Genomic DNA, 20,048 nt, shown 5'->3' with positions numbered 1-20,048 from the left:
CAGGTGTCACGATGGTTCTGGTGCTGACGGCTTGTTCGGGACCACAGAGAACCAGTTGGAAAGTGTTTCCGCTGCCGCGGCAGATGCCCCATGACGGCCTGGCGGTTGTGAGTCAGCCCGACGGCTTCGGTCTTCATTTCTTTCTGGAAACCGACACGGACGATCCAGCGGAATGTTCACCTCGCTGGTTCCCCGATGCTGCACGTCTGTTCAACGGCAACGGCACAGCGCCTTTCAGTGCAGGGCTAGTGCCGCGTGAGGAATTTTTCGCTGCTGTGCGTCGCAGCGACGTGCGTCGCGCTCTGCAGAAGCAGTTAAAAGCTCTCTGTCAGCAGCGTGCTCCAGAAGCCCGCTGGCGCTGGACGCTCCCCCCCACAGATGCATCGGAGTTGAGGCCTGTTGAGCTGCCGGCTTATGAGCGGCGCGATCTACTGAGGGATCCCGCCGAAGAAAAGCGGCTTGAGGAGGAACTCCTTGGTGACGCTCAGAAGCCTTCCCAGACCACAGGTTCAGCCTCGCGCCAGTAGCGACTGAAACGTCCAAGCCGTGGTGGTCGCGGCATGGTCACGAACGGGTCTGGTTCAAGCAGTTCCAGTGGGTAGTGCTCTTCGATGGCTGCAGCGATGCGTTCCAGGCGAGGGTCGACGGGCAGGCTGCTCAAGATGCCATCGGCGTTGTGACGCTCGGCGAAGGCGATCACTTCCTTGACCACATCGCCCTTGCGCAGGGTGATGGGTAGATCCAGGGCGCTTTCGTACAGAAAGCCAAGTCGTTTGCGGCTGATGCAGGCTTCCTTGATCCATTCAGTGTCAAAGACAAAGACGCCTGGGCTATCCGGCTGCTCCAGAAGCGCCGGGTTGCTGGTACCGAGGGCTTCCTCGTGCACCCAGATGACGGGTCGTTGAAGAGGCATGGTTTATCGCTTGGGTCGGGCCATGGCCGCGTGACCGCTTCGAATCAGACCCTGTTGTCGGCCTGACCGTAGCTGCTGGTTGCGGTTGCGTCTGGCGGGAACATCACGAATGGCGCCTTGGCTTGCGAACAGCTGATCTTCCAGCTGCTCATAACTGCCCTCAAATGGACAGCGTTCGATGCTGGAGCAGCTCCTGCAGAACTGGCCATCGCTAAACCGCTCAAGATTGCCTTTGTTGAAGAAGTAGGGCTTGTGGCTGAAGCTGCTGGCCACCCACTGCCAACTCAGATGGTTGCTGGAAGGATCTCCATCAAGAAGATGCTCCAGAAACCAGTCTGCGCCAGCCTTCCAGTGCACTTTCCGCCAATGCACCACGTAAGCCGCCATCCACATGCGGGCGTGATTGTGCAGCCAGCCACGGGTGGTGAGTTCGCTTTGAAATCCATCCATGCAGGCCAGGCCTGTTCGTCCCGCGCGAATGTCTTCAGGGAGCTCTCGGGCATAGGAGGCAGGATCATGTCCGGTTTTCAGCTCTTCCTGGCTGTCGTGGATGCCATCGCCGAGGTCGCGCCACATCCGCTGCCAGAAATCGCGCCAACCCAGCTCATTGATCAACTTGCTTCCCTCGTCGCGGCTGCGAATGCGCTGGAAAACGGCGTCACGCACTTCCGCAAGGCTGAGCACACCGTGGCGGATGTAAGGGGATAGGCCTGTTACTGCGCCTTTGAGGTGATTGCGGCTTTTGGTGTAACGCCGGGGGTCGATCCGGCTCAGTGTTGTCTCTGCGGCGTCTCGACCTCCGCGCAGCGGGCTGAGCCTTCCTCCTGCTTCTCGAAACTGTTCAGTTAGCAGGCGATCGAGGGCTTTGCGGTCCGCAAGGTCTCTGGGAAGGTCTCCAGGCCGTTCAGGCCATGGCAGAGAAGTTGGGCTGGGTTGCGGGGACACCGGACGATGGATTTCAGGGTGTCATCCTGTCGATCCAATGGCTCAAACGCGACCATTCCTGGGAGATCGGGTCGGGGATGGTGGAGAATCCCCCAACAGTTCAGCAACATCCGGTCCGATGCTTCTCGATCTCACGGGCAAGAAGATCCTCGTTACCGGCATCGCCAACAATCGATCGATTGCCTGGGGCATCGCGCAGCAGCTCAAAGCGGCGGGTGCCGAACTGGGCATCACCTATCTGCCAGACGACAAAGGTCGTTTTGAGACCAAGGTGCGTGAGCTCACTGCGCCGCTTGACCCCTCCTTGTTTCTGCCTCTGAATGTTCAGGATTCCGATCAGATGGAATCCGTTTTTGCAGAGATTCAGCAGAAGTGGGGCGTCCTCGATGGATTGGTGCATTGCCTTGCGTTCGCCGGCAAGGAAGAGCTGATCGGTGATTACAGCGCCACCAGCTCCGAGGGATTTGCCCGAGCACTCGAGATCAGTGCCTATTCCCTGGCTCCCCTTTGCCGTCATGCCAAGCCGTTGTTCAGTGAGAAAGCCGGCGTGGTCACGCTCACTTATCTGGGAGCTGAACGAGCCATCCCCAACTACAACGTGATGGGTGTGGCCAAGGCCGCTCTGGAAGCGTCCGTTCGCTACCTCTCCGCTGAGCTCGGTCCCGACAAGCAGGTGCGGGTGAATGCCATCAGTGCAGGTCCGATTCGAACTCTGGCCAGCTCCGCGATTGGCGGCATCCTCGACATGATTCACAACGTGGAGGAGAAAGCACCGCTGCGCCGCACCGTCACACAGACGGAAGTGGGCAACACCGCTGCATTCCTGCTGAGCGAGTTGTCGAGCGGTATTTCCGGCCAAACCATCTATGTGGATGCCGGCTACTGCATTAACGGCATGTGACTCTGCGCTGATGGACCTTGGTCTGCGCCGTCTGTTTCGGCATTATCGGAACAGCGAAGTCGCCGCCTCCGGAGCTGAACAGCATGCGTACGGGTGAGATCCATCGAGTCACCGGTGAGACCGATGTGAAGGTGTGCCTGGATCTAGACGGCAGTGGCAAGTGCCAAGCCAGCACCGGCGTGCCCTTCCTAGATCACATGCTCCATCAGATCAGCAGCCATGGCCTGATCGATCTGGAGATCAATGCGGTGGGTGACACTCATATCGATGATCACCACTCCAATGAAGATGTGGGCATTGCTGTCGGCCAGGCCTTGGCACAGGCCTTAGGTGATCGCCGCGGCATCGTGCGTTTCGGTCACTTCGTCGCGCCGCTGGATGAAGCGCTGGTGCAGGTCGTGCTCGATTGCTCCGGTCGACCCCATCTCTCGTACAACCTCACGATTCCGAAAGAGAAGATTGGTCGCTACGACACCGAGCTTGTCAAGGAATTTTTCGTTGCGGTGGTCAATAACAGCGGCCTCACCCTCCATATCCGTCAGCTGGATGGAACCAATTCCCATCACATTGTTGAAGCCTGTTTCAAGGCCTTCGCAAGGGCTTTGCGCATGGCGACGGAGATCGACCCCCGGCGCGCTGGCGCGGTTCCCAGCAGCAAGGGTGTGCTCGAGCAGGCTGGAGCGAACTGAGTCTTCGCCGCGCTTCACAGTCCGTTACGAGAGGATGGGGACCACAGCAGTTGCTCTCCGTGACCGTCGCTCCCGCCACTGAACGTTTCAACCGGTCGGAATGGGCAAGCGCCTTCCGCAATGTGGAGCAGGAGCTCACCGATGTTGCGCTTCAGCCGGCGAGGGGCGAGGTGCCCTCCGAGCTACTTGGAACCCTTTACCGCAATGGCCCTGGGCTGCTGGAGCGTGACGGTCAGCGCGTGCACCATCCCTTTGATGGTGACGGCATGATCACTGCGATTCAGTTCAATGCTGAGGGGGTTTCGCTGACCAATCGGTTTGTGCGCACCGCTGGTTGGCAGGCCGAGGAAGCGGCCGGCAAGGTGCTTTACCGAGGGGTGTTTGGAAGCCAGAAACCCGGAGGTCCGCTGGCCAATGCCTTTGATCTGAGGTTGAAAAACATCGCCAATACCGGCGTTGTGCAGCTTGGCGACCAACTGCTCGCGCTCTGGGAAGCTGCTGAACCCCATGCACTCGACCCCCAAACCCTCGAGACCCACGGCATCAGCCTTTTGGGTGGTGTTTTGAAGAAAGGCGAGGCCTTCAGTGCCCATCCTCGCTTTGATCCTGGTCATCATGATCGGCCGCGCATGGTCACCTTCGGGGTCAATACCGGCCCTCGCAGCACCATCCGCTTGATGGAATTCGCCACCGAAGATGATTCTGCCGCCGGGATCAAGGCAGGAGATCTTCTCAGCGATCGTCGTGACAGCTTCAACGGCTTCGCCTTCCTGCACGATTTCGCCATCACACCCAACTGGGCGGTGTTCCTTCAGAACGCGATCGACTTCAACCCTCTGCCTTTTGTGCTTGGCCAGAAAGGTGCGGCCCAGTGTCTGCAGTCCAAGCCAGATGGTCAGGCCAAGTTCTGGTTGATTCCACGTGACAGTGGTGCCCATGCCGGCGAGGCCCCGCGGATTGTGGATGCACCCGAGGGCTTTGTGTTTCACCACCTCAACGCCTGGGAACAGGAGGGAGATGTGGTGGTGGAGAGCATTTACTACAGCGATTTCCCCTCGATCGGTCCCGATGTCGACTTTGCCGCTGTTGACTTCGATCTGATCCCTGAGGGGCTGCTTGAGCAGTGCCGCATCAACCTGCAGAACGCCACGGTGCAGACCACCCGTCTGAGCGAACGCTGCTGTGAGTTCGCGATGGTGAATCCCGACAAAGAGGGGTTGCCCTGTCGCTTCGCCTGGATGGCCGCCGCAGCGCGTGAGCAGGGTAATGATCCGCTTCAGGTGGTCAAGAAGCTTGACCTGGTCAGCGGCGAGCGCCAAATCTGGAGCGCAGTGCCCCACGGCTTTGTGAGTGAGCCACTGATGGTTCCCAGGCCTGGTGCCAGCGCTGAAGACGATGGCTGGGTGCTGGAACTGGTGTGGAACGGTGATCGGGAAGGTTCCGATCTTGTGATCCTTGACGCTGCAGACCTGCGTGAGCTTGCGTTGTTCGAGCTGCCGTTGGCAATCCCCCACGGCCTCCATGGCAGCTGGGTGGATGCCCGCTGAATCAGTCGGATTTGGTGGTGTCTGAAGCGGCGCTGATTATGGTTTGGAAAGGTTCTGCGGCGGCGCCTGACTTAGACAGCGACTCAAGGTCTGTCTGCTCTCAGGTTTGTGATCACTTCTGCACTGAAACCACTAGGCATGTCGTCATTCGCAGCACTGTTGCTGTTGCAGTCGGCTGCCCTGTTTCCGCGTATGGCAAATGCTGAGATTCAGGGTCCTGTCTGCCGTGGCACCCTTTTGCAGCTGAATGTGCGCGAGAGCGGTGAAAGCCGCACGGACCGTTTTCGCTTCAATCTGCGCATCGAGGCAGAAGCCTCGACCAGCGCCGCCGGCTGGAACAGCTCGGTGGGCGTCTGGCCACGCTGCGCAAGGAGTTGAAGCTCCTGGTCATCGGACGGCTTGTGATTCCCTCTCCAAGCACCTATGCCATGACCGGTTCTCAGCCATCCAGCGGCTACCGGGCTGCAACGACCATCACTGGAACAGTTGGTCGCAGCAACTACGACACCCTGATTCAGCGGGCAGGCCGTTTGCCGGGTGTTCGACTCCAGGGCATGACGTCCCTGACATCCGCTGAAGGCCAGGATCGTCTGCAAGCCCAACTGCTTGAGAAAGCTCTGCAGCGCGGTCACAGTCAGGCAGAGCGAACAGCATCTGCCCTGGGGCTTCGTCGCGTTGTATTGCTGCGCATCGATCAACGCAGTCATGCCAGTCCAAGCCTCTCGGCGATGGGTGTCAATGCCTCACCTCGGTTCAGGCCGGAGGAAGCGCCGCTGCCCAAAGCCAGCCTCAGTCTTGCCTTGGATTACTGCCTTAACTGAGCCTTTTACCCACACTGACGTTGAGCTGTCGGCAGTCAGGCATGGAAGCAAGACGCAGCGATCGACTGCTCTGGGTCACGAGCCTGTTGTTCGTAGTCTGGCTGGTGTGGGTGGAATCCAGCGTTCAGTATTTCGAGGGTTCCCTGGGATCGGATCTGCGTCTGGATTCAGGAGGGGTGGCGCTGGTGGCCGGCAGCTTTCTGTTGCCCTATGGCCTGGTGCAAGTGCCCGTTGGTCGCCTGATTGACCGGGGCAAGGTCGAGCTTTGGCTGCTGCTGGCTGCATTGGCCGCTGCCTGTTGCAGTCTGGTGTTTGCCAGCAGCAACAGCCTGCAGGGGCTGCTGTTGTCGCGGATCGGCACAGGCATGGCCTGTGCGGTGGCGTTCCCGGCATCGGCGGTATTGGCACGACGCAGCCTGCCAGCAGATCGCTTCGCTCTGGCGATGGGATTCACCGATGGCCTGTTGGGCGTCGGCGCCGCGTTGGCGGCCGTGGTGCCCCTGCTACTGGGTCGCTCCGACTGGCGTGATCTGGTGTTGTTTCAGGGGCTCTCAGTGGCCCTGATGGTGGCCCTGCCGATGCTTCTGCTCGGAGGCCGCCGGCGCGCGCCGGCTCAGTTGCCAACGGCAGAGCAGGACATGCGTGTGCAGCGATGGACCAGGGCAGGAGTGAATCGCCTCATTCAGTGCTGCTTGCTCTACGCGTGGGGGCTTGGCTTCGTGTTCGGGATGGCGCAGTACGGCCTGCTCTCAAGCCTGAGGGGCTGGCCCAATTCATTGATGGAAGGTCTCACCCTGATCATGTCGATTGGCCTTGTGGTGGGGATGGTGGCCAGCGGGGCTTTCGGCGGACGCCCTCAGCAACGTGGTGGTCTGCTTCTAACTGGCACCGTGATCACGCTGCTCTCGTTGTTGCTGCTGATCAAGACCTCGCTGCCGCAGGGGGTTCTGATGCTTCCTGCCTTCAGCTTTGGTGTTGGCATCGGTACGTCCGTGCTGGCCTTCCCGATCGCGGAAGCGTCTGCACCTCCCGGGCAGACGGCGATGACCGTTTCGATCGTCAACACCTCAGGAACAGTGATGGGCGGGCTGATGACGATCGTGTCTGGGTTGATTCTTCAGGCCTCTCCTCAGGGAGACCTGTCGCTGGTGCTGCTGATCTATGGCGCACTGGCCCTGTTTGGCGTTGCGATGGCCAGCTGGATCAGTTTCAGCTCTTAGCCGGCTGCCGCTGGCGCCATTCCTTCCAGGCCAGACGTGGTGCCGTCCAGAGACTCAGTAAAACCAGGGGAGTGACCGGCACAGCAGTGATAACAATGAAGGCCTGCAGGGCATTGATCGAGGTGTTGTCGCCCAGGCTGGTGCCGATGCGCAGCAAGACCAGGGTGAGGCTGCCGATCATTAGAGCCCAGAACAACCGCAGCAGGGTTGGTGGTGTCCGCTGCGCACTGACCACCATGGCTGCGGCATAACTCATGGAGTCGGCACTGGTGGCCATGAACAGGACCACCAACACAAGGCCGACAGGAATCAGCAGCCAGGACAGGGGAAGCTGGCCGAGAATCGCCAATAGTGCTCCCGACTCACCGCTGGCTGTGAGCGGGCCGCTGATGGAGCCGGGGTTGGCGACTTCCAGTTGCATGCCAGAACCGCCGAGCAATGTGAACCAGATGTTGGTCACGATCGGGCAGAGGATGGCCACTGCCAGCACCAGTTCGCGCAGAGTGCGGCCGCGGCTCACCCCTGCCGTGAACAGACCCATCAGCGGTGCATAGCCGAGGAACCAGCCCCAATAGAACACGGTCCAGCCATTCACCCAGTTGCCTGGACTGCTGTTGGGGGCAAGAGCCATGCGCGGTAGGTTGGTGAGATAGAGCCCGAATGCGCTGATGAAGTGCTGAATCAGCCAAAGCCCTGGGCCTAGCAGCAGCAGAGCTGCGGCAAGACCAAGGGTCAGCCAGACGTTCAGCTCAGACAGCCACTTGATGCCTCGCTGGATTCCACTCACGGTGGAAGTAGCAAACACTGCAGTTAGCAGCACCACCACCAAAGACTGGAGCCCGGCGCTGTCGGTGAAAGCAGGCAGCATCCCTGCGGCGTTGCTCAATTGAAGAGACAGGAACCCCAGCGGTCCCACGGTTCCTGCGATGGCCGCCACCACGGAGAGGCCATCCGCGAGGTCTCCCAGGGGACCTTCCACCCAGCGGCTGGGAAGAATGCCAACCAGTAGCGTGCGTGGTCGCAAAGCTTCGCCGCGTTGCTCCTGGATCGAGAGTGTGATCGTCACCGTTGTTGCCACCAGAGCCCAGGCCAGGAATCCCCAGTGCAGGAAGCTCACGGCCAAAGAGGGATCAACCGCAGCTGCGGTCGATCCCTCGACTCCAACGAAATAGGGCGCGGGATCCCGGAAGTGGAACAGCGGTTCGGCTGCAGACCAGAACACACCTCCACCGGCCAGCAGCGTGCAAATCAGCACAGCACACCAGTCGAAGAACTTCAGGCTTGGTTTGGCTTCAGCTCCTCCCAGGCGCAAGCTCCCGATCGGGCTAATGGCCAGCATGATGGCAATCACAAACAGCAGCAGCACCATCCACTGCCAGAGGCCGCCGAGAGTGTTGCTCACAATGGCTTTGCCTGAGCTGGTGAAATGCTGCGCCAGTTTGAGGTCAACGGCTGCGACCACCAGAAAGACCAGCAGCGGGCCTGCGCCGATCCACAGGGGCTTGCGTTGCCACCACGCGCTGGTTTCAGTCGTGCCGTCCTGGAGGGTTGATGGGTCGGGCAAGGGAGATCTCTGGGCGAGAGGGGCTTTAGGCGCTGACGGCTTCGCGCTGGTGACTCCAGCAGGAAAGATCCACAGCAGGGGTTTCACCGCTGGCCAGTCGTGCCAGCGAGTCGCCGATCAGGGGCGCAAATTTGAAGGCTTGGCCTGAGCCACCGGCAAACAGGCTCAGCTTTGGGCCTAGACGGTCCAGCACGAAATTGACGTCGCTGGCCATCGAGTAGGGACTGATCACAGTTTCGACCCGTTCCTGGACGCCTTCGACTTCGTTGAACAGGAATGTATCGAGAAGTTCGACCAGCCTTGCCGGTGGCTCGGTGGTCATGGCATTGGGTTCTGCGACACGCAGCTCCCTGGGTGCCCAGTCGATTCCCGCCTTGATGCGTGGCCGGCCGTCGCTGGTGTGGCTGAGCACCGGGAAGCCGTAATACAGGCCTCCGTCATCGCCGCGTTCCTTTTGGAAGCAGAACCATTGCGGATAACGATCCGCCAATGCAGGGTCCACGGTGTAATGAGCCCAGAGCATCGGCCACACCTCGAGTTTTGGCGCGAGTCCAAGCGGAGCCAGCATCAGCTGGCTCCAGATGCCACAGGCCACGACCAGCTGTTCTGCGGCGATGTGGTGGCCATCCTCGAGAGTGACGCCACCACCGTCCGCATCCAGGTTCGCCACCGGGCAGTGTTCCACCAGTTGATGGCCGGCATGACGGGCCGTGCTGATCCAGTGAGCAACAACCTTGTCGCTGCGCACTGCCCCAGCGGTGGGCTCAAACAGTCCGGTGAAATCGCTTTTCGGTTTCAGAGGAAAGCGGGTTGAAATCTGATCGGCATTCAGTGCCTCATATGGGATGCCCTGTTCGTCCATCACCCGGCGGGCCCCTGGGATCGACCCTTCGATCGTTTCCTCATCCCAGCTTTCGCCGTAAAACAGCAACCCATGGGTTTCGCGCAGCTGTTCTCCTGCGTGAATCTCTTCCTCACGCCAGAGCCTGTTGGCCTCCTGAGCCAGACGGCAGAGCACGGGATCGGAATACATCTCCCGGAACATCCGGGTTTCGCCGTAACTGCTGGCCTTGGCGTGCGCAAGAGTTTTGGCCTCGAGCAGCACTACGTCAGTGATGCCTCGACGAGCCAGGGATGCTGCACAGCTGAGACCAGCCATGCCACCGCCGACAATCACCACCGAGGCCTTGGAAGGAAGAGCGGCCGAGCTCATGCCACGTCTCCGAAGCTGAGCCCGATCGGATCGGTCTCCCGTTCGGCGGTGACTTCCACAAGAGCTGCTCCAACCGAGAGGCCCTGATCGCGCTGATTCAGGTAGTCAGTTGCTCTTTGGCGTACCTCGCTGCGCACGAAGGCGTAGACATCCTCCGCGCCTGCACCTTTCCAGGCGTCGGGTGAGAAGCGCTCGATTGAGTCAGCGATCACGGCACCGGCATTCACCAATGGATCCGGCAGCACACGGATGCCGCGGCGACGCAGGTCGTCGGCGAGCTGAGTGCTCTGGAACGGAGCATTGGCTGCTGGAACAACAGATTTGACCCTCAGGGCAGAGGCGATTTCAGCATTGATCAGACCTGAGATCGAGCAGGGAAGCAGCAAATCCAGCTTCAGCTCCCACCAGGGACAGTCCTGAGGCAGAGGAGTGGCACCAGGGAAGCCTGCACGTTCTGGACTGAGATCTACGGTGAACACTGTCCAGCCATGTTTAACCAACACGCGAGCCACGGTGCCGCCGACGGCGCCACAGCCATGCACCAGCGCGCGGCCAGGTTTCGCGTCAGCCAGGGTCGATTCGAGCACGGCTTCAACGGCGCCGAGGGTTCCATGAGCTGTTGCTGCGCTGGCATCCACAGGACTCCCGACGGCTGCAAGCACGTGGGGAGTGAGCTCCGTCAGGCGCTCCATATCCTCCAGGCTGGTATTGAGATCACAGCCGGTGATCATGGCTCCGTCGAGAGACTCCAGAAGCTCTGCGGTGATGCTGATCAGTTCGTCCTTCACCGCCTCCGGTTCGGCGGCGCGCGCCACGATCTTGCCGCCGGCAAAACCGGTGCCATAGAGGTCGTGCTTGTGGGTCATCAGCCCAGCAAGTCGCTGTCCATCGGCGATGCAGGCCTCATCGCTGGGGTAATTGAGCAGACGCAGGCCGCCGTTGGCCGGGCGGCGCGCATCGGTGTTCTCGGCCACCACGAACACCGACAGATGCTCGGAGACATGTTCAGCTAGCACCGAGACATCCGGCGCGGGTCGGGTTGTGGTTGTCATCAGGCCACTTTCTCCATCATTTGGTGGTGCTCCACGTAATCCAGGCTCCACTCAGAAGGGGCGTCCGCGATGCGTTGTTCAAGGCGCTTGTACACCTCATCTGCCACGGCATCTCCAGCAGTGCTGGCAAAGCTGTGTCGGCTCCAGCTGCGGATCGTGGCCATCAGTCCAGCGGCGAACGCTGTCGTATCGCCGTTCTCCTCCCAGCGGCGGCGGTAAGGGCACTTGACGTACACCGTGCGCTCATCCACCAGACGCAGACCATTGCGGTAAGGCGCCGAGCTCTGATCTTTCAGCGGCGCCATGAACTCCTCGGGTGACTTGTAGAAGTTCAGCACCGTTCCCTTGCGGTACTGCTCTTCAGTGATCACGCCTTCGTCAGCAAGGCTCTTCCAGATCTGATGCAGCTGGTCGTGCACATTGCGGGTTTCACCGCCGTTGTGGCCGAGGTAACGACCCTCTCCATCGCGAGACAGGTTCACCGTCAGCAGGCGTCCACCCACTTTCAGCTCTTTGCTGCGCAATTCCAGAACGTAAGTCCAGTCTTTGAGCGCCTGCGCCTTGAAACGCTGCAGAGCATCGGCATCACCGGATGCCAGCACGTGGGTATGGGTATTCAGCGGTCCTGGCGACTCGCTTAGCCAGTGCATCGCGGTGGCGGAAAAGCCAAAGCTCACCGTGTTCGGACCCACCGATGGCTCATAGAAGCTGCGGGCGCTCACCAACACGGTGGGCTTGGGAGTGCGCGGAATCTGCAGCGCCAGATTTTCAGCCAGGGCAACGTTGTCGTTGCTGGGCAGATCATTGCCGATCAGGGTGAGGTGGGCCTGGGGCTGGTTGGCATGCAGGCGATCCAGCACCTGGTGCCACAGACCCACGGCCGTGCCGCCATCGGCAGCTCCGTAATCGATCAGGACATGGCTGTCAGCGGCAGCAAGTTGGTCAACACAAGTCAGGGCCCAGTCTGAGGCGGCTTCGATGCAAAGCAGAGCGCCTTCAGTCTGTGCGCTGTAACCGGTGGTCATGGCGATGGCCATCGACCTCGTCAGCGACAGATCACACCGTACAGGAACTGTTTGTCAGCACCTCGTCACAATCCGTGCATTGACGGGTTTCACTGCTGAGAAAGCAGTTGGCGCAGGCGTGGTTCCAGCAAGCTGAAAGCACGACCACGGTGACCGTGGGCTTTTTTCTCCTTCAGAGACATTTCCGCGAACGTTTTTTGTGTGCCTTCAACTTCAAAAATCGGGTCGTAACCGAAGCCCTGATCACCCCTCGGTGATCGAGTAATCCATCCCTTGCACTGGCCCTCCACTTCGAGCAAAACCGTGCCGTCCGGTGCCGCCATACAGAGGGCTGCACAGAAGCGGGCGGTGCGGTTGTCTTCAGATTCGAGCGCTTGCAGCAGTCGTGCGATCCGTTCTGGATCGCTGGGTGCATAGCGGGCGGAGTGAACACCTGGAGCTCCCTCCAGAGCATCCACGCTTAGACCGGAATCGTCTGCAAGAGCCCACTCCCCGGTCTCTGCAGCCACGGCAAGCGCTTTGATGCGGGCGTTGGCGGTGAAGGTGCTACCGGTTTCCTCGATCTCTAACCCTTCAGGCTGTGCTTTCACAATCAGTGGTAGTCCGCTGAGGAGACCTTCGAATTCCCGCACCTTGCCGGAGTTGCCGCTGGCGATCACCAGGTTTTGCGTCTGCATGCTCAAGCGCTCTCGGCAAAGCTGCGGGCCCAGGCGAGCACAGCCTCTACACGATCGCTGTCGGGTGCTTCGCAATACAACCTGAGTAGGGGTTCAGTGCCGGAGAAGCGCAGCATTAACCAGTGGCTAGGTCCAAGCCTCAGTTTCACACCGTCCGTCGTGATCACTTCCGATACGGTCTGTCCTGCGACTTCAGCCGGAGGCTGGGTTGACAGCAGATGCTCCAGGCGTCGGCGGGACTCCATATCGGCCAGGCGCAGATCAAGCCTGTCGTAATGACTCGAACCTCCGCAGCGCAGACGCAGAGCCTGCATTCGAGCTCCCAGTGGCTTGCCTCCCTGAACGAGAGCCTCCAGCACGAGCATGGCGGCGAACAGTGCATCGCGTTCAGGCAGGTGCATGCCGAAGCCAACGCCTCCCGACTCCTCCCCGCCGATCAGCACCTCACCCGCCAGCATCTCGGCTGCGATGTATTTGAAGCCCACAGGAAGCTCCAGCACCTGCCTGCCATGGTCCTCCGCTACCAGACGCATCAGGTCGGAGCCACTCACGGTTTTGACCACGGTTCCAGGCAATTGCCTTGCTCCGGCGAGGTGATCGATAAGCAGTGGCATCAGTTGCTGGGTGCTGCAGAAACAACCGTGCTCATCGACTGCTGCGATGCGGTCGCCATCACCGTCGAAGACCAGACCCACTGCTGGCTGCCCGTTTCGACTGGAAGTCTGAACCGCAGCAATCAGCTCCTGCAAGTGAGCAGCGAGCGGTTCCGGAGGGCAGCCACCGAAGAGAGGATCACGCTGGCTGTGCATCTCGCAAACGAGGCCCTCGGCATCGGTTCCGAGCAAATCAGACACACAACCTGCCGCAGAGCCATGCATCGGGTCCACGATCACCCGCAGGCCCATGGCCTTCAGCCCAGAGCTGATGGCGCCCAGATTCAGCTGGGTTCGCAGCCCCTCAAGGTGTTCGCTGCGGGCGTCAAAGCGTGGCAGCTCTCCCGCAACCGGCACGTTGATGCTGCCTGCAGCCAATCGCCGCTCCACCGCGGCAGTGAACGTGCCGTCCACGGATCCGCCGAACGGTCCTTTGATCTTTAAACCCAACCATTCGGGCGGGTTATGGCTGGCCGTGATCACAAGGGCTCCCATTGCCCGTCGCTGCACCACGGTCCAGCTGCATGCCGGTGTGGGAACAGGAGTGCTCGTGAGTAGGGGTTCCAAGCCAACCCCGCGCACGGAAGAAGCGATCGCCTCCGCAAGTTCCGGTGCCAGGAAACGGCGGTCGTAGCCGATCACCACCGTCTTGCTGTTGAGTTGATCCGGTGCTTGATGGGCGAGCTCCTGGGCCGCCGCCGCCGCCACTGCCAGCAACCGCTCCACGGTGATGTCCACCCCGAGGATTCCTCGCCATCCGTCGGTGCCGAAACGGATCGGAGCTGCGCTCAGAGGGAGGGGAGCTGACGCCATGGCATGCCTGCAGTCCATCTGGATTTAGCAGTTGGCCGCCTTAACCTCGGGCCATGGGTGACACCCCTTCTGCTGACAAGCCACTCACCGACCGACTGCTGCGCAGCTGGTCCCGCTGCCGGCGTCGGGCCTGGCTCGATCGCCATGGTGATCAGGGCAAGAGGGTTTACACCGCCCACCGCACCCTCCAGCTTGATGATCAGCAACGCAGTTTTGTTGCGTTATTGCCGCACAAGCCTGGACATGGGCTCGCTGCCTGCGAGCGGGGTGAAGTCGGTGTGGTGGGACTGAGGCTGCGTGGGCGTACTGCAGAGGGATACAGCATCGAGGCGCATCCAGCTCTGCTGCAGCGCCAGCCCGGACGCAGTCGCTGGGGTGATTACATGTATCGCCCCGTCTTGGCCAGGCAGGGGCGACGACTCACCAGGGAGCATCGACTGCAGCTGGCATTGGCAGCTCGTCTGCTCGCTCTGTTTCAGGACGCTCCTGTCAAGGACGGGCTGGCTCTGGCGGGAGCAGGCCGCTACCTCGAGAAGGAAACTGTTGCTCTCGGTGAGTCCCTGCAGCGTCAGCTGGATGAGGCACTGCGCAAATTGGCATCTGATCTGGAGCGGGCCGAGCCACCTCCGCTTGCCTCTGACCGCCGTAAGTGTTCGTTGTGTAGCTGGCGAGGTGTGTGCAACGCCGAGGCCCGCCGGGTTGGACATCTAAGTGAGGTCAGTGGTATTGGCGCCAAGCGACGGGAGATGCTCCTCGAGCTGGGGATTGATGGCCTAAAAGCACTTGCTGATGCTGATCCGCATCGTCTGGCGGAGCAGCTGCAGCGATTTGGAGAGCAACACGGAGCCGTGGCGGCTCCCCTCGTAGCTCAGGCTCGAGCCCAGCGGGATGGGCAGGCGCAGGCTCTGGCCGATTCCTTCGCCTTGCCAGAACTAAGGAATGCGCCTGGGGTACTGCTCTATGACATCGAATCAGACCCGGATGCCCGTGATGACTTTCTGCATGGATTTGTCTGTCTACCCCGGGATCCCGACGGCCGCTGGGCTCTTGATCGAGCCAGTTATCACCCTCTGTTGATGATGCAGGAGCATGGTGAGAGGCGTTGCTGGCAACGCATCAAGCGATTTTTGAACCGTTATGAGGGCTGGCCCGTCTTGCACTACGGCGAGACGGAGTCACTGGCTTTGTGCAAGATGGCCCAACGCCAGGCCGTCAGTGATGAGGACCGACAGGCCCTGCGTTGCAGGCTGGTCGATGTGCATGCCCGGTTGCGCACTCACTGGCGACTTCCCCTCAATAGTTATGGGTTGAAGACAGTCGCCGATTGGCTTGGATTCAGCTGGAGTCAGGCTGGGGTGGATGGTGCAAGGGCGCTGCTCTGGTGGAGGCAGTGGCGTGGCACCGGACCACAAGACCGTGGGCATGTCCAGGCTCTGCGCTGGATCTTCACCTACAACCGCGATGATGGTTTGGCCACCTGGGCGGTGGCTGCATGGATGTTCGAAGTCGATAGTCGCTCTCAACCTCGAGCGGGCGGGTCGCAGAAGGCGCTGGGTCGTGCGATGGAGACCTCGACATCACTGTCTCCCGCTTGCAGTGTTTCCGCGCCGAGCGCCTGACGCCTGACCAGGGCGAGGCCGAAACTGCTCCCTGTTGCCGTGTCTTTGGAAACGCTGGTGATAATTCCGGCACGCGAGTTATTCAGCTTGAGCTGATCGCCGCTTTTCAGGACCTTTTGAATCTCAGAGGTGCTTTGCCAGCATCGCAGCTGCTGTTTCACACCACCGCGGGACGCCAGCTTGGCCATGGTTTCCTGTCCGAGATAACAGCCTTTGTTCAGCTCGACCCAATCGGACAAACCCAGTTCAAAGGGATTGGTGTCGCCAGTGAGCTCCTGATCTCCCAGCGGCCAGCCCTGCTTGTTCCGCCAGCATTCCAGTTCTGTGGCGTTGCAGGCTCTGAGTTCTGCCCAGGAGGTCGGTGGCTCTCTGGCTTCACTCAGCCAGATCACTTGGGTGAAGTCGGGCGCCTTTCCAGTCTCAAGGCGTTGCATCCGGCGTTGCTGGCGCTGCTCTCCCAGCCGCACTTGGTCTGCGGGAAAGATCACCCGATCAAACCCGCCAGCGACGCTGCTGCTGTCTCCGTTGAGCACGAGCACATCGGCGCCAGCCGAATCCAGGCGAATTTCAAGCAGGGCCTGCACGCGGCCTGTGGCATTGAGCCAACAGGCCTTGATCAGATCGCCGTGGGCGCAGCCATCCACCCTGGCGCTGGTCTGGCCATGCAGAAAGCTGCTGCATCCTTGACCCTCAAGACGGATGAGGGGGAATAGCGCATCCCAGATCAATGCTGTTGCGTTCTGATCCCTGCTTATCACTGTTCAAGCTCCTTGGCTCTGGCAGCCACCTCGCTCAGTCGAAACAGGCTGACCAGTTCCAGGCCCGCTTGATCCATGGCCTCCTGACCACCTTCTTCACGATCCACGATGGTGACCACGCGCCGAACGGAATATCCAGCTTCTTTCAGCTGGTTAACAGCCTGGATCGAGGACCCACCGGTCGTGACGACGTCCTCCAGAACCGTGACTAAGGCACCTGATGCAGGCAATGGGCCTTCTAGCCAGGTACCAGTGCCATGGCCTTTGGCCTGTTTGCGCACAATGAGTGCATTCAGATCACGGCCCTGCTGCGCTGCCGCCATGGCCACCCCGCTCACCAGGGGATCGGCCCCAAGCGTGAGCCCTCCAACGGCCGCGGCATCGTTGTCCACCAGGGCCAGCATGGCGGGACTGAGCAGTGCCAGGCCGCTGCCACTGAGGGCCACCGGTTTGCAATTCACATAGTGTTCGCTGCTGCGACCCGATGCGAGGGTGAACTGCCCGTGCCGATAAGCCTCCCGGGCCAGTCGGTCCAGCAGGACCTGGCGATCCATTGATGGGTCGGAATTGACGGGCATGGGGCTGGTGCTTCGCGGATCCTCTGCCTAGTTTGCGCTCAGTGGTGCCTCCTCCCTTGGACAGGCTTCGATTCAGAACTTTGCTTCTGCTTCTGTCACTGAGTTCGTTTCAGGCAGCTGCAGTGGCTCGACCGGTGGTCTGCTCCACCACATTGGAGGCTCCTTCGACTGCGATCTCTGCAGGAGATGTGACTCCATCACCGGTTGAGGTCACCCGTTGCGGGCCGGTGCAGAGCACTTCAGCCTTGATGGAAGAGCGCTTCTACAGCTGGACAGCTCCTTATGCCAGCGGTGTGGATCTCCTGCACCAGGTCACGGACCTGCTGGGCATTGCTGTTGCCGGGCCTCAGGGCAACCGCTTCATGGGATTCGGTTTCCCTGATCAGACGATTATTTGGGACGGGACTGCTGTCGAGAACACCTACACGATGCTGCTTGAGGATCAAAGTGATCCGATTCCCTGGCGCACGGTTGATATTCCCAACGGCTTCAGTGGCAGCCTTGCCGAAGACATTGGCAGCCCATCCCCTGATCTCATTCAGGGCGAGGATGCCTTTCAGCCGGTGCGTGCCCTGTGGTAAATCCACGGATCAGGGGGGTCTAGCAATCTGGTGAATGCAGCGAACTCATAATTCGCCTAAGGCGGGTTCGATCCCCGCGACCCCCATCGTTTGGTTCCAATGCGCACCCTGCTGCTGATCGCGCTGCTGGTTCTTCCGGCTCTGTTTTCAGCTGCTGAGGTGGCTCTCCTGCGGCTCAGGCCAAGTCAGGTGCAGGCTCTCAGCGAGGAGGGCCGCCCTGGTGCCCAGTCGGTGCAGCGACTGCAGCGGCATCTGCGCATTGCTCTGCTGATGACACAGTTCGGGGCTTGCCTGTCGTTGGTAGCCCTGGGCTGGATCGGTCGTGGATTTGGTCAGCGCTGGTGGCCCCTGGAGGTTACTGCTGGCCGCTGGTGGGATCTCGCCTGGTTTTTGCTGCTGGTCGTGCTGGCCACCCTGGTTGCCGGCTTGCTTCCACGGGCCTGGGTGCTCAGCCGTCCCGAGTTCGCTGCCTTGCAGCTTGGACCTGTGCTCGAGGGCGCGATCCGGGTGCTGAGTCCACTGTTGTCGGCACTCGACAGCCTGGCTTCGCTGTTGCTGCGATTCGTAGGGCTCACCCACCGCTGGGATGCACCAGTTCCTGCCCTCACGGCCGGCGAGCTGGAGACCCTGATCGAGAGTGGCGCGGTGACCGGTCTCAAACCCGACGAACGCAACATCCTCGAGGGTGTGTTCGCTCTGCATGACACTCAAGTCCGTGAGGTGATGGTGCCGCGATCCGGCATGGTCACCCTCCCCGTTGAGGTGCGTTTCGCTGAGCTGATGGACGCGGTGCATCGCACCCGCCATGCGCGCTTCCCCGTGATCGGTCAGTCGTTGGATGATGTGCGGGGAGTTCTTGATCTGCGGCGTCTTGCCGAGCCGATCGCTCGAGGGGAGCTGCGCGAAGACTCCTGGCTTGAGCCCTACCTGATGCCTGCGCAGACGGTGCCGGAAACCAGCAACCTTGCTGATCTGCTGGCCATCATCCGCTCGGGTAACCCGCTGCTGCTGGTGGTCGATGAACATGGCGGAACGGAGGGCCTGGTGACCGCAGCAGACCTCACCGGAGAAATCGTTGGCGATGAACCTGACGATGAAACCGATGAACCAGACCTGGTGCCGATGGAGGGCCAGCCGGGGACCTGGCTTGTTGCCGGAGATCTGGAGATTGTTGAGCTGAATCGCCAGCTGCAGCTGGATCTCCCGGAAGCCAGTGACCATCACACCTTGGCCGGCTTCCTGCTGGAACGGCTCCAGCACATCCCTTCACCGGGCGAAGCATTGCGCCATCACAACATCCAGTTCGAGATTGTTGCTATGGCTGGTCCCCGCATTGTGAGGGTGCTTTTGGTCCTCATTGAGGAGCCGGATTCGCCGATTGACCCCGACAATCCAGACCAGGGATTGATGTAATTCACTCCCCATTGCACTGATCACCGATAATCAGCCGGTTCGTGCAGGCCCACTGATGACCGACGCCATGGTTCCGGTGAAGGTCGGCGTGATCGGGATCGGCAACATGGGTTGGCATCACGCGCGCGTGCTCAGCCTGCTCAAGGACGCGGATCTGGTTGGTGTTGCCGACCCTGACGCTCAACGTGGGGCTCTGGCCACCGAGCAGTTTGGATGTCGCTGGTTTTCTGATTACCGCACCATGCTCGAGCAGGTTGAGGCGGTCTGCATCGCGGTGCCGACCCTCCTGCATCACTCCGTTGGTCTGGCTTGCCTGGAGGCCGGCTCTCACGTGCTGATCGAGAAGCCGATCGCCGCCAGCCAGGAGGAGGCCGCTGCCCTGATTGATGCTGCCAGCCGAGTGGGCCGCTTGCTTCAGGTGGGCCATATCGAACGCTTCAATCCCGCGTTCCGTGAGCTCACCAAGGTGGTGGCGAACGAAGAGGTGGTGGTGCTCGAAGCCCGTCGTCACAGCCCCCATGCCGATCGGGCCAACGATGTGTCCGTGGTGCTTGATCTGATGATTCACGATCTGGATCTGGTGCTCGAGCTGGCCAGTTCCTCGGTGGTGCAACTGGCGGCGGCGGGTGGTCGCAGCTCAGAGGGCCCGATCGATTACGTCAACGCCACGCTCGGGTTTGAAAACGGCGTGGTGGCCAGTCTCACGGCCAGCAAGATGAGTCATCGCAAGATCCGAACGCTCAGTGCGCATTGCCGGGCCAGCCTTGTTGAAACCGACTTCCTCAATCACAACCTGCACATTCACCGCCGGGCCCACGAGTGGTATTCCGCGGATCACGGAGAGCTGCTCTACCGCAACGACGGCTTCATTGAGGAGGTGAGCACCACCTCGATTGAGCCTCTGTATGCCGAGCTCGAACACTTTTTGCAATGTGTTCGTGGACGAGAGACTCCTGCTGTCGATGGTCAGCAGGCTTCGAGAGCCCTGCGACTGGCTGATCTGATTGAACAGGCTGTGGAGCAGCCCGGCGTTGGTGTTGCGATCGAGACCCCCATCTGATTGGGA

Annotated in this window: 21 protein-coding genes and 1 tRNA gene; 12 read left to right on the top strand and 10 right to left on the bottom strand. The window is 60.7% G+C overall.

From position 1 onward, the window contains the following. Positions 1-11: 11 nt before the first annotated feature. Entirely contained in the window at positions 12-527 is a 516-nt protein-coding gene (locus DXY37_RS12395; RefSeq protein WP_115127045.1) for a hypothetical protein, read from the top strand. Here DXY37_RS12395 and DXY37_RS12390 read toward each other — a convergent pair. Further along, positions 485-913, bottom strand: coding sequence for a hypothetical protein (locus tag DXY37_RS12390; protein WP_115126945.1), 429 nt, complete (start codon positions 911-913; stop codon positions 485-487). The genes DXY37_RS12395 and DXY37_RS12390 overlap by 43 nt on opposite strands. 3 nt (positions 914-916) lie before the next feature. Then, positions 917-1,858 carry an FAD-binding domain-containing protein gene (locus tag DXY37_RS12385; RefSeq protein ID WP_170951898.1) on the bottom strand — a complete coding sequence of 314 codons (942 nt, stop codon included), beginning with the start codon at positions 1,856-1,858 and terminating at the stop codon, positions 917-919. Between the two features lie 118 nt (positions 1,859-1,976). Between DXY37_RS12385 and fabI the strand changes: the two genes are divergently transcribed. The 6 genes from fabI (at position 1,977) to DXY37_RS12360 (ending at position 7,036) form a co-directional block, all read left to right on the top strand. After that, a complete protein-coding gene (fabI, locus tag DXY37_RS12380; protein WP_115127043.1) occupies positions 1,977-2,759 on the top strand; it encodes an enoyl-ACP reductase FabI in 783 nt (260 codons plus the stop codon). An 83-nt stretch (positions 2,760-2,842) separates the two neighbouring features. Continuing rightward, a complete protein-coding gene (gene hisB / locus DXY37_RS12375; protein WP_115126944.1) occupies positions 2,843-3,448 on the top strand; it encodes an imidazoleglycerol-phosphate dehydratase HisB in 606 nt (201 codons plus the stop codon). Between the two features lie 59 nt (positions 3,449-3,507). Then, the gene (locus DXY37_RS12370; RefSeq protein WP_115127042.1) at positions 3,508-4,995 is read left to right on the top strand and encodes a carotenoid oxygenase family protein; all 1,488 of its coding nucleotides are present in this window, start codon (positions 3,508-3,510) and stop codon (positions 4,993-4,995) included. Between the two features lie 138 nt (positions 4,996-5,133). Then, positions 5,134-5,373, top strand: coding sequence for a hypothetical protein (locus DXY37_RS13630; protein ID WP_244277143.1), 240 nt, complete (start codon positions 5,134-5,136; stop codon positions 5,371-5,373). Continuing rightward, entirely contained in the window at positions 5,370-5,816 is a 447-nt protein-coding gene (locus tag DXY37_RS12365) for an SIMPL domain-containing protein (protein WP_244277141.1), read from the top strand. Before DXY37_RS13630 ends, DXY37_RS12365 begins: the two co-directional genes overlap by 4 nt. 41 nt (positions 5,817-5,857) lie before the next feature. Next, positions 5,858-7,036 (top strand): MFS transporter, encoded by a 1,179-nt coding sequence (locus DXY37_RS12360; protein ID WP_115126943.1) that lies wholly within the window; start codon positions 5,858-5,860, stop codon positions 7,034-7,036. Here the strand turns inward: DXY37_RS12360 and DXY37_RS12355 are convergent. The 6 genes from DXY37_RS12355 to DXY37_RS12330 all read right to left on the bottom strand — a co-directional run bounded on the left by DXY37_RS12355 (position 7,026) and on the right by DXY37_RS12330 (position 14,033). After that, on the bottom strand, positions 7,026-8,600 hold the full coding sequence (locus tag DXY37_RS12355; protein WP_244277139.1) for a BCCT family transporter: 1,575 nt from the start codon (positions 8,598-8,600) through the stop codon (positions 7,026-7,028). The two genes, DXY37_RS12360 and DXY37_RS12355, sit on opposite strands and share 11 nt — an antisense overlap. Before the next feature lie 25 nt (positions 8,601-8,625). Continuing rightward, entirely contained in the window at positions 8,626-9,813 is a 1,188-nt protein-coding gene (locus tag DXY37_RS12350) for an FAD-dependent oxidoreductase (RefSeq protein ID WP_115126942.1), read from the bottom strand. Further along, positions 9,810-10,865, bottom strand: a complete 1,056-nt coding sequence (locus DXY37_RS12345) for a Glu/Leu/Phe/Val dehydrogenase dimerization domain-containing protein (protein WP_115126941.1) — start codon at positions 10,863-10,865, stop codon at positions 9,810-9,812. The genes DXY37_RS12350 and DXY37_RS12345 overlap by 4 nt, the downstream gene beginning before the upstream one ends. Next, complete coding sequence (locus DXY37_RS12340; RefSeq protein ID WP_115126940.1) at positions 10,865-11,902, bottom strand: SAM-dependent methyltransferase; 1,038 nt, start codon at positions 11,900-11,902, stop codon at positions 10,865-10,867. Before DXY37_RS12340 ends, DXY37_RS12345 begins: the two co-directional genes overlap by 1 nt. Before the next feature lie 77 nt (positions 11,903-11,979). Next, positions 11,980-12,567: an RdgB/HAM1 family non-canonical purine NTP pyrophosphatase gene (gene rdgB / locus DXY37_RS12335; RefSeq protein ID WP_115126939.1), complete on the bottom strand. Its 588-nt coding sequence runs from the start codon at positions 12,565-12,567 to the stop codon at positions 11,980-11,982. A 2-nt stretch (positions 12,568-12,569) separates the two neighbouring features. Next, positions 12,570-14,033 carry a phosphoglucomutase/phosphomannomutase family protein gene (locus DXY37_RS12330; RefSeq protein WP_115127040.1) on the bottom strand — a complete coding sequence of 488 codons (1,464 nt, stop codon included), beginning with the start codon at positions 14,031-14,033 and terminating at the stop codon, positions 12,570-12,572. Positions 14,034-14,086: 53 nt separating this feature from the next. On the opposite strand from DXY37_RS12330, the gene DXY37_RS12325 reads away from it, so the two are divergent. Then, on the top strand, positions 14,087-15,652 hold the full coding sequence (locus DXY37_RS12325; protein WP_115126938.1) for a TM0106 family RecB-like putative nuclease: 1,566 nt from the start codon (positions 14,087-14,089) through the stop codon (positions 15,650-15,652). Here the strand turns inward: DXY37_RS12325 and DXY37_RS12320 are convergent. Both DXY37_RS12320 and pyrE read right to left on the bottom strand, forming a co-directional pair. Continuing rightward, positions 15,553-16,410, bottom strand: coding sequence for a folate-binding protein YgfZ (locus DXY37_RS12320; RefSeq protein WP_244277137.1), 858 nt, complete (start codon positions 16,408-16,410; stop codon positions 15,553-15,555). The genes DXY37_RS12325 and DXY37_RS12320 overlap by 100 nt on opposite strands. Continuing rightward, positions 16,407-16,988: an orotate phosphoribosyltransferase gene (gene pyrE, locus DXY37_RS12315; RefSeq protein WP_115126937.1), complete on the bottom strand. Its 582-nt coding sequence runs from the start codon at positions 16,986-16,988 to the stop codon at positions 16,407-16,409. Before pyrE ends, DXY37_RS12320 begins: the two co-directional genes overlap by 4 nt. A 56-nt stretch (positions 16,989-17,044) precedes the next feature. Between pyrE and DXY37_RS12310 the strand changes: the two genes are divergently transcribed. From DXY37_RS12310 to DXY37_RS12295, 4 genes are all read left to right on the top strand, one after another. Continuing rightward, positions 17,045-17,569: an occludin/ELL family protein gene (locus tag DXY37_RS12310; RefSeq protein ID WP_371638190.1), complete on the top strand. Its 525-nt coding sequence runs from the start codon at positions 17,045-17,047 to the stop codon at positions 17,567-17,569. Positions 17,570-17,582: 13 nt separating this feature from the next. Beyond that, a tRNA-Ile gene (locus DXY37_RS12305) sits at positions 17,583-17,655 on the top strand. Between the two features lie 13 nt (positions 17,656-17,668). Beyond that, positions 17,669-18,982, top strand: coding sequence for a hemolysin family protein (locus tag DXY37_RS12300; protein ID WP_115126935.1), 1,314 nt, complete (start codon positions 17,669-17,671; stop codon positions 18,980-18,982). A gap of 55 nt (positions 18,983-19,037) precedes the next feature. Next, on the top strand, positions 19,038-20,042 hold the full coding sequence (locus tag DXY37_RS12295) for a Gfo/Idh/MocA family protein (protein WP_115126934.1): 1,005 nt from the start codon (positions 19,038-19,040) through the stop codon (positions 20,040-20,042). Positions 20,043-20,048: the final 6 nt, after the last annotated feature.

Origin of the sequence: Synechococcus sp. GEYO (assembly GCF_900473955.1) — a bacterium.
Taxonomy (GTDB): Bacteria; Cyanobacteriota; Cyanobacteriia; order PCC-6307; family Cyanobiaceae; genus Synechococcus_C.
The sequence above is the reverse complement of the archived record's forward strand: the minus strand, read 5'-3'. Positions and strand labels throughout refer to the sequence as shown.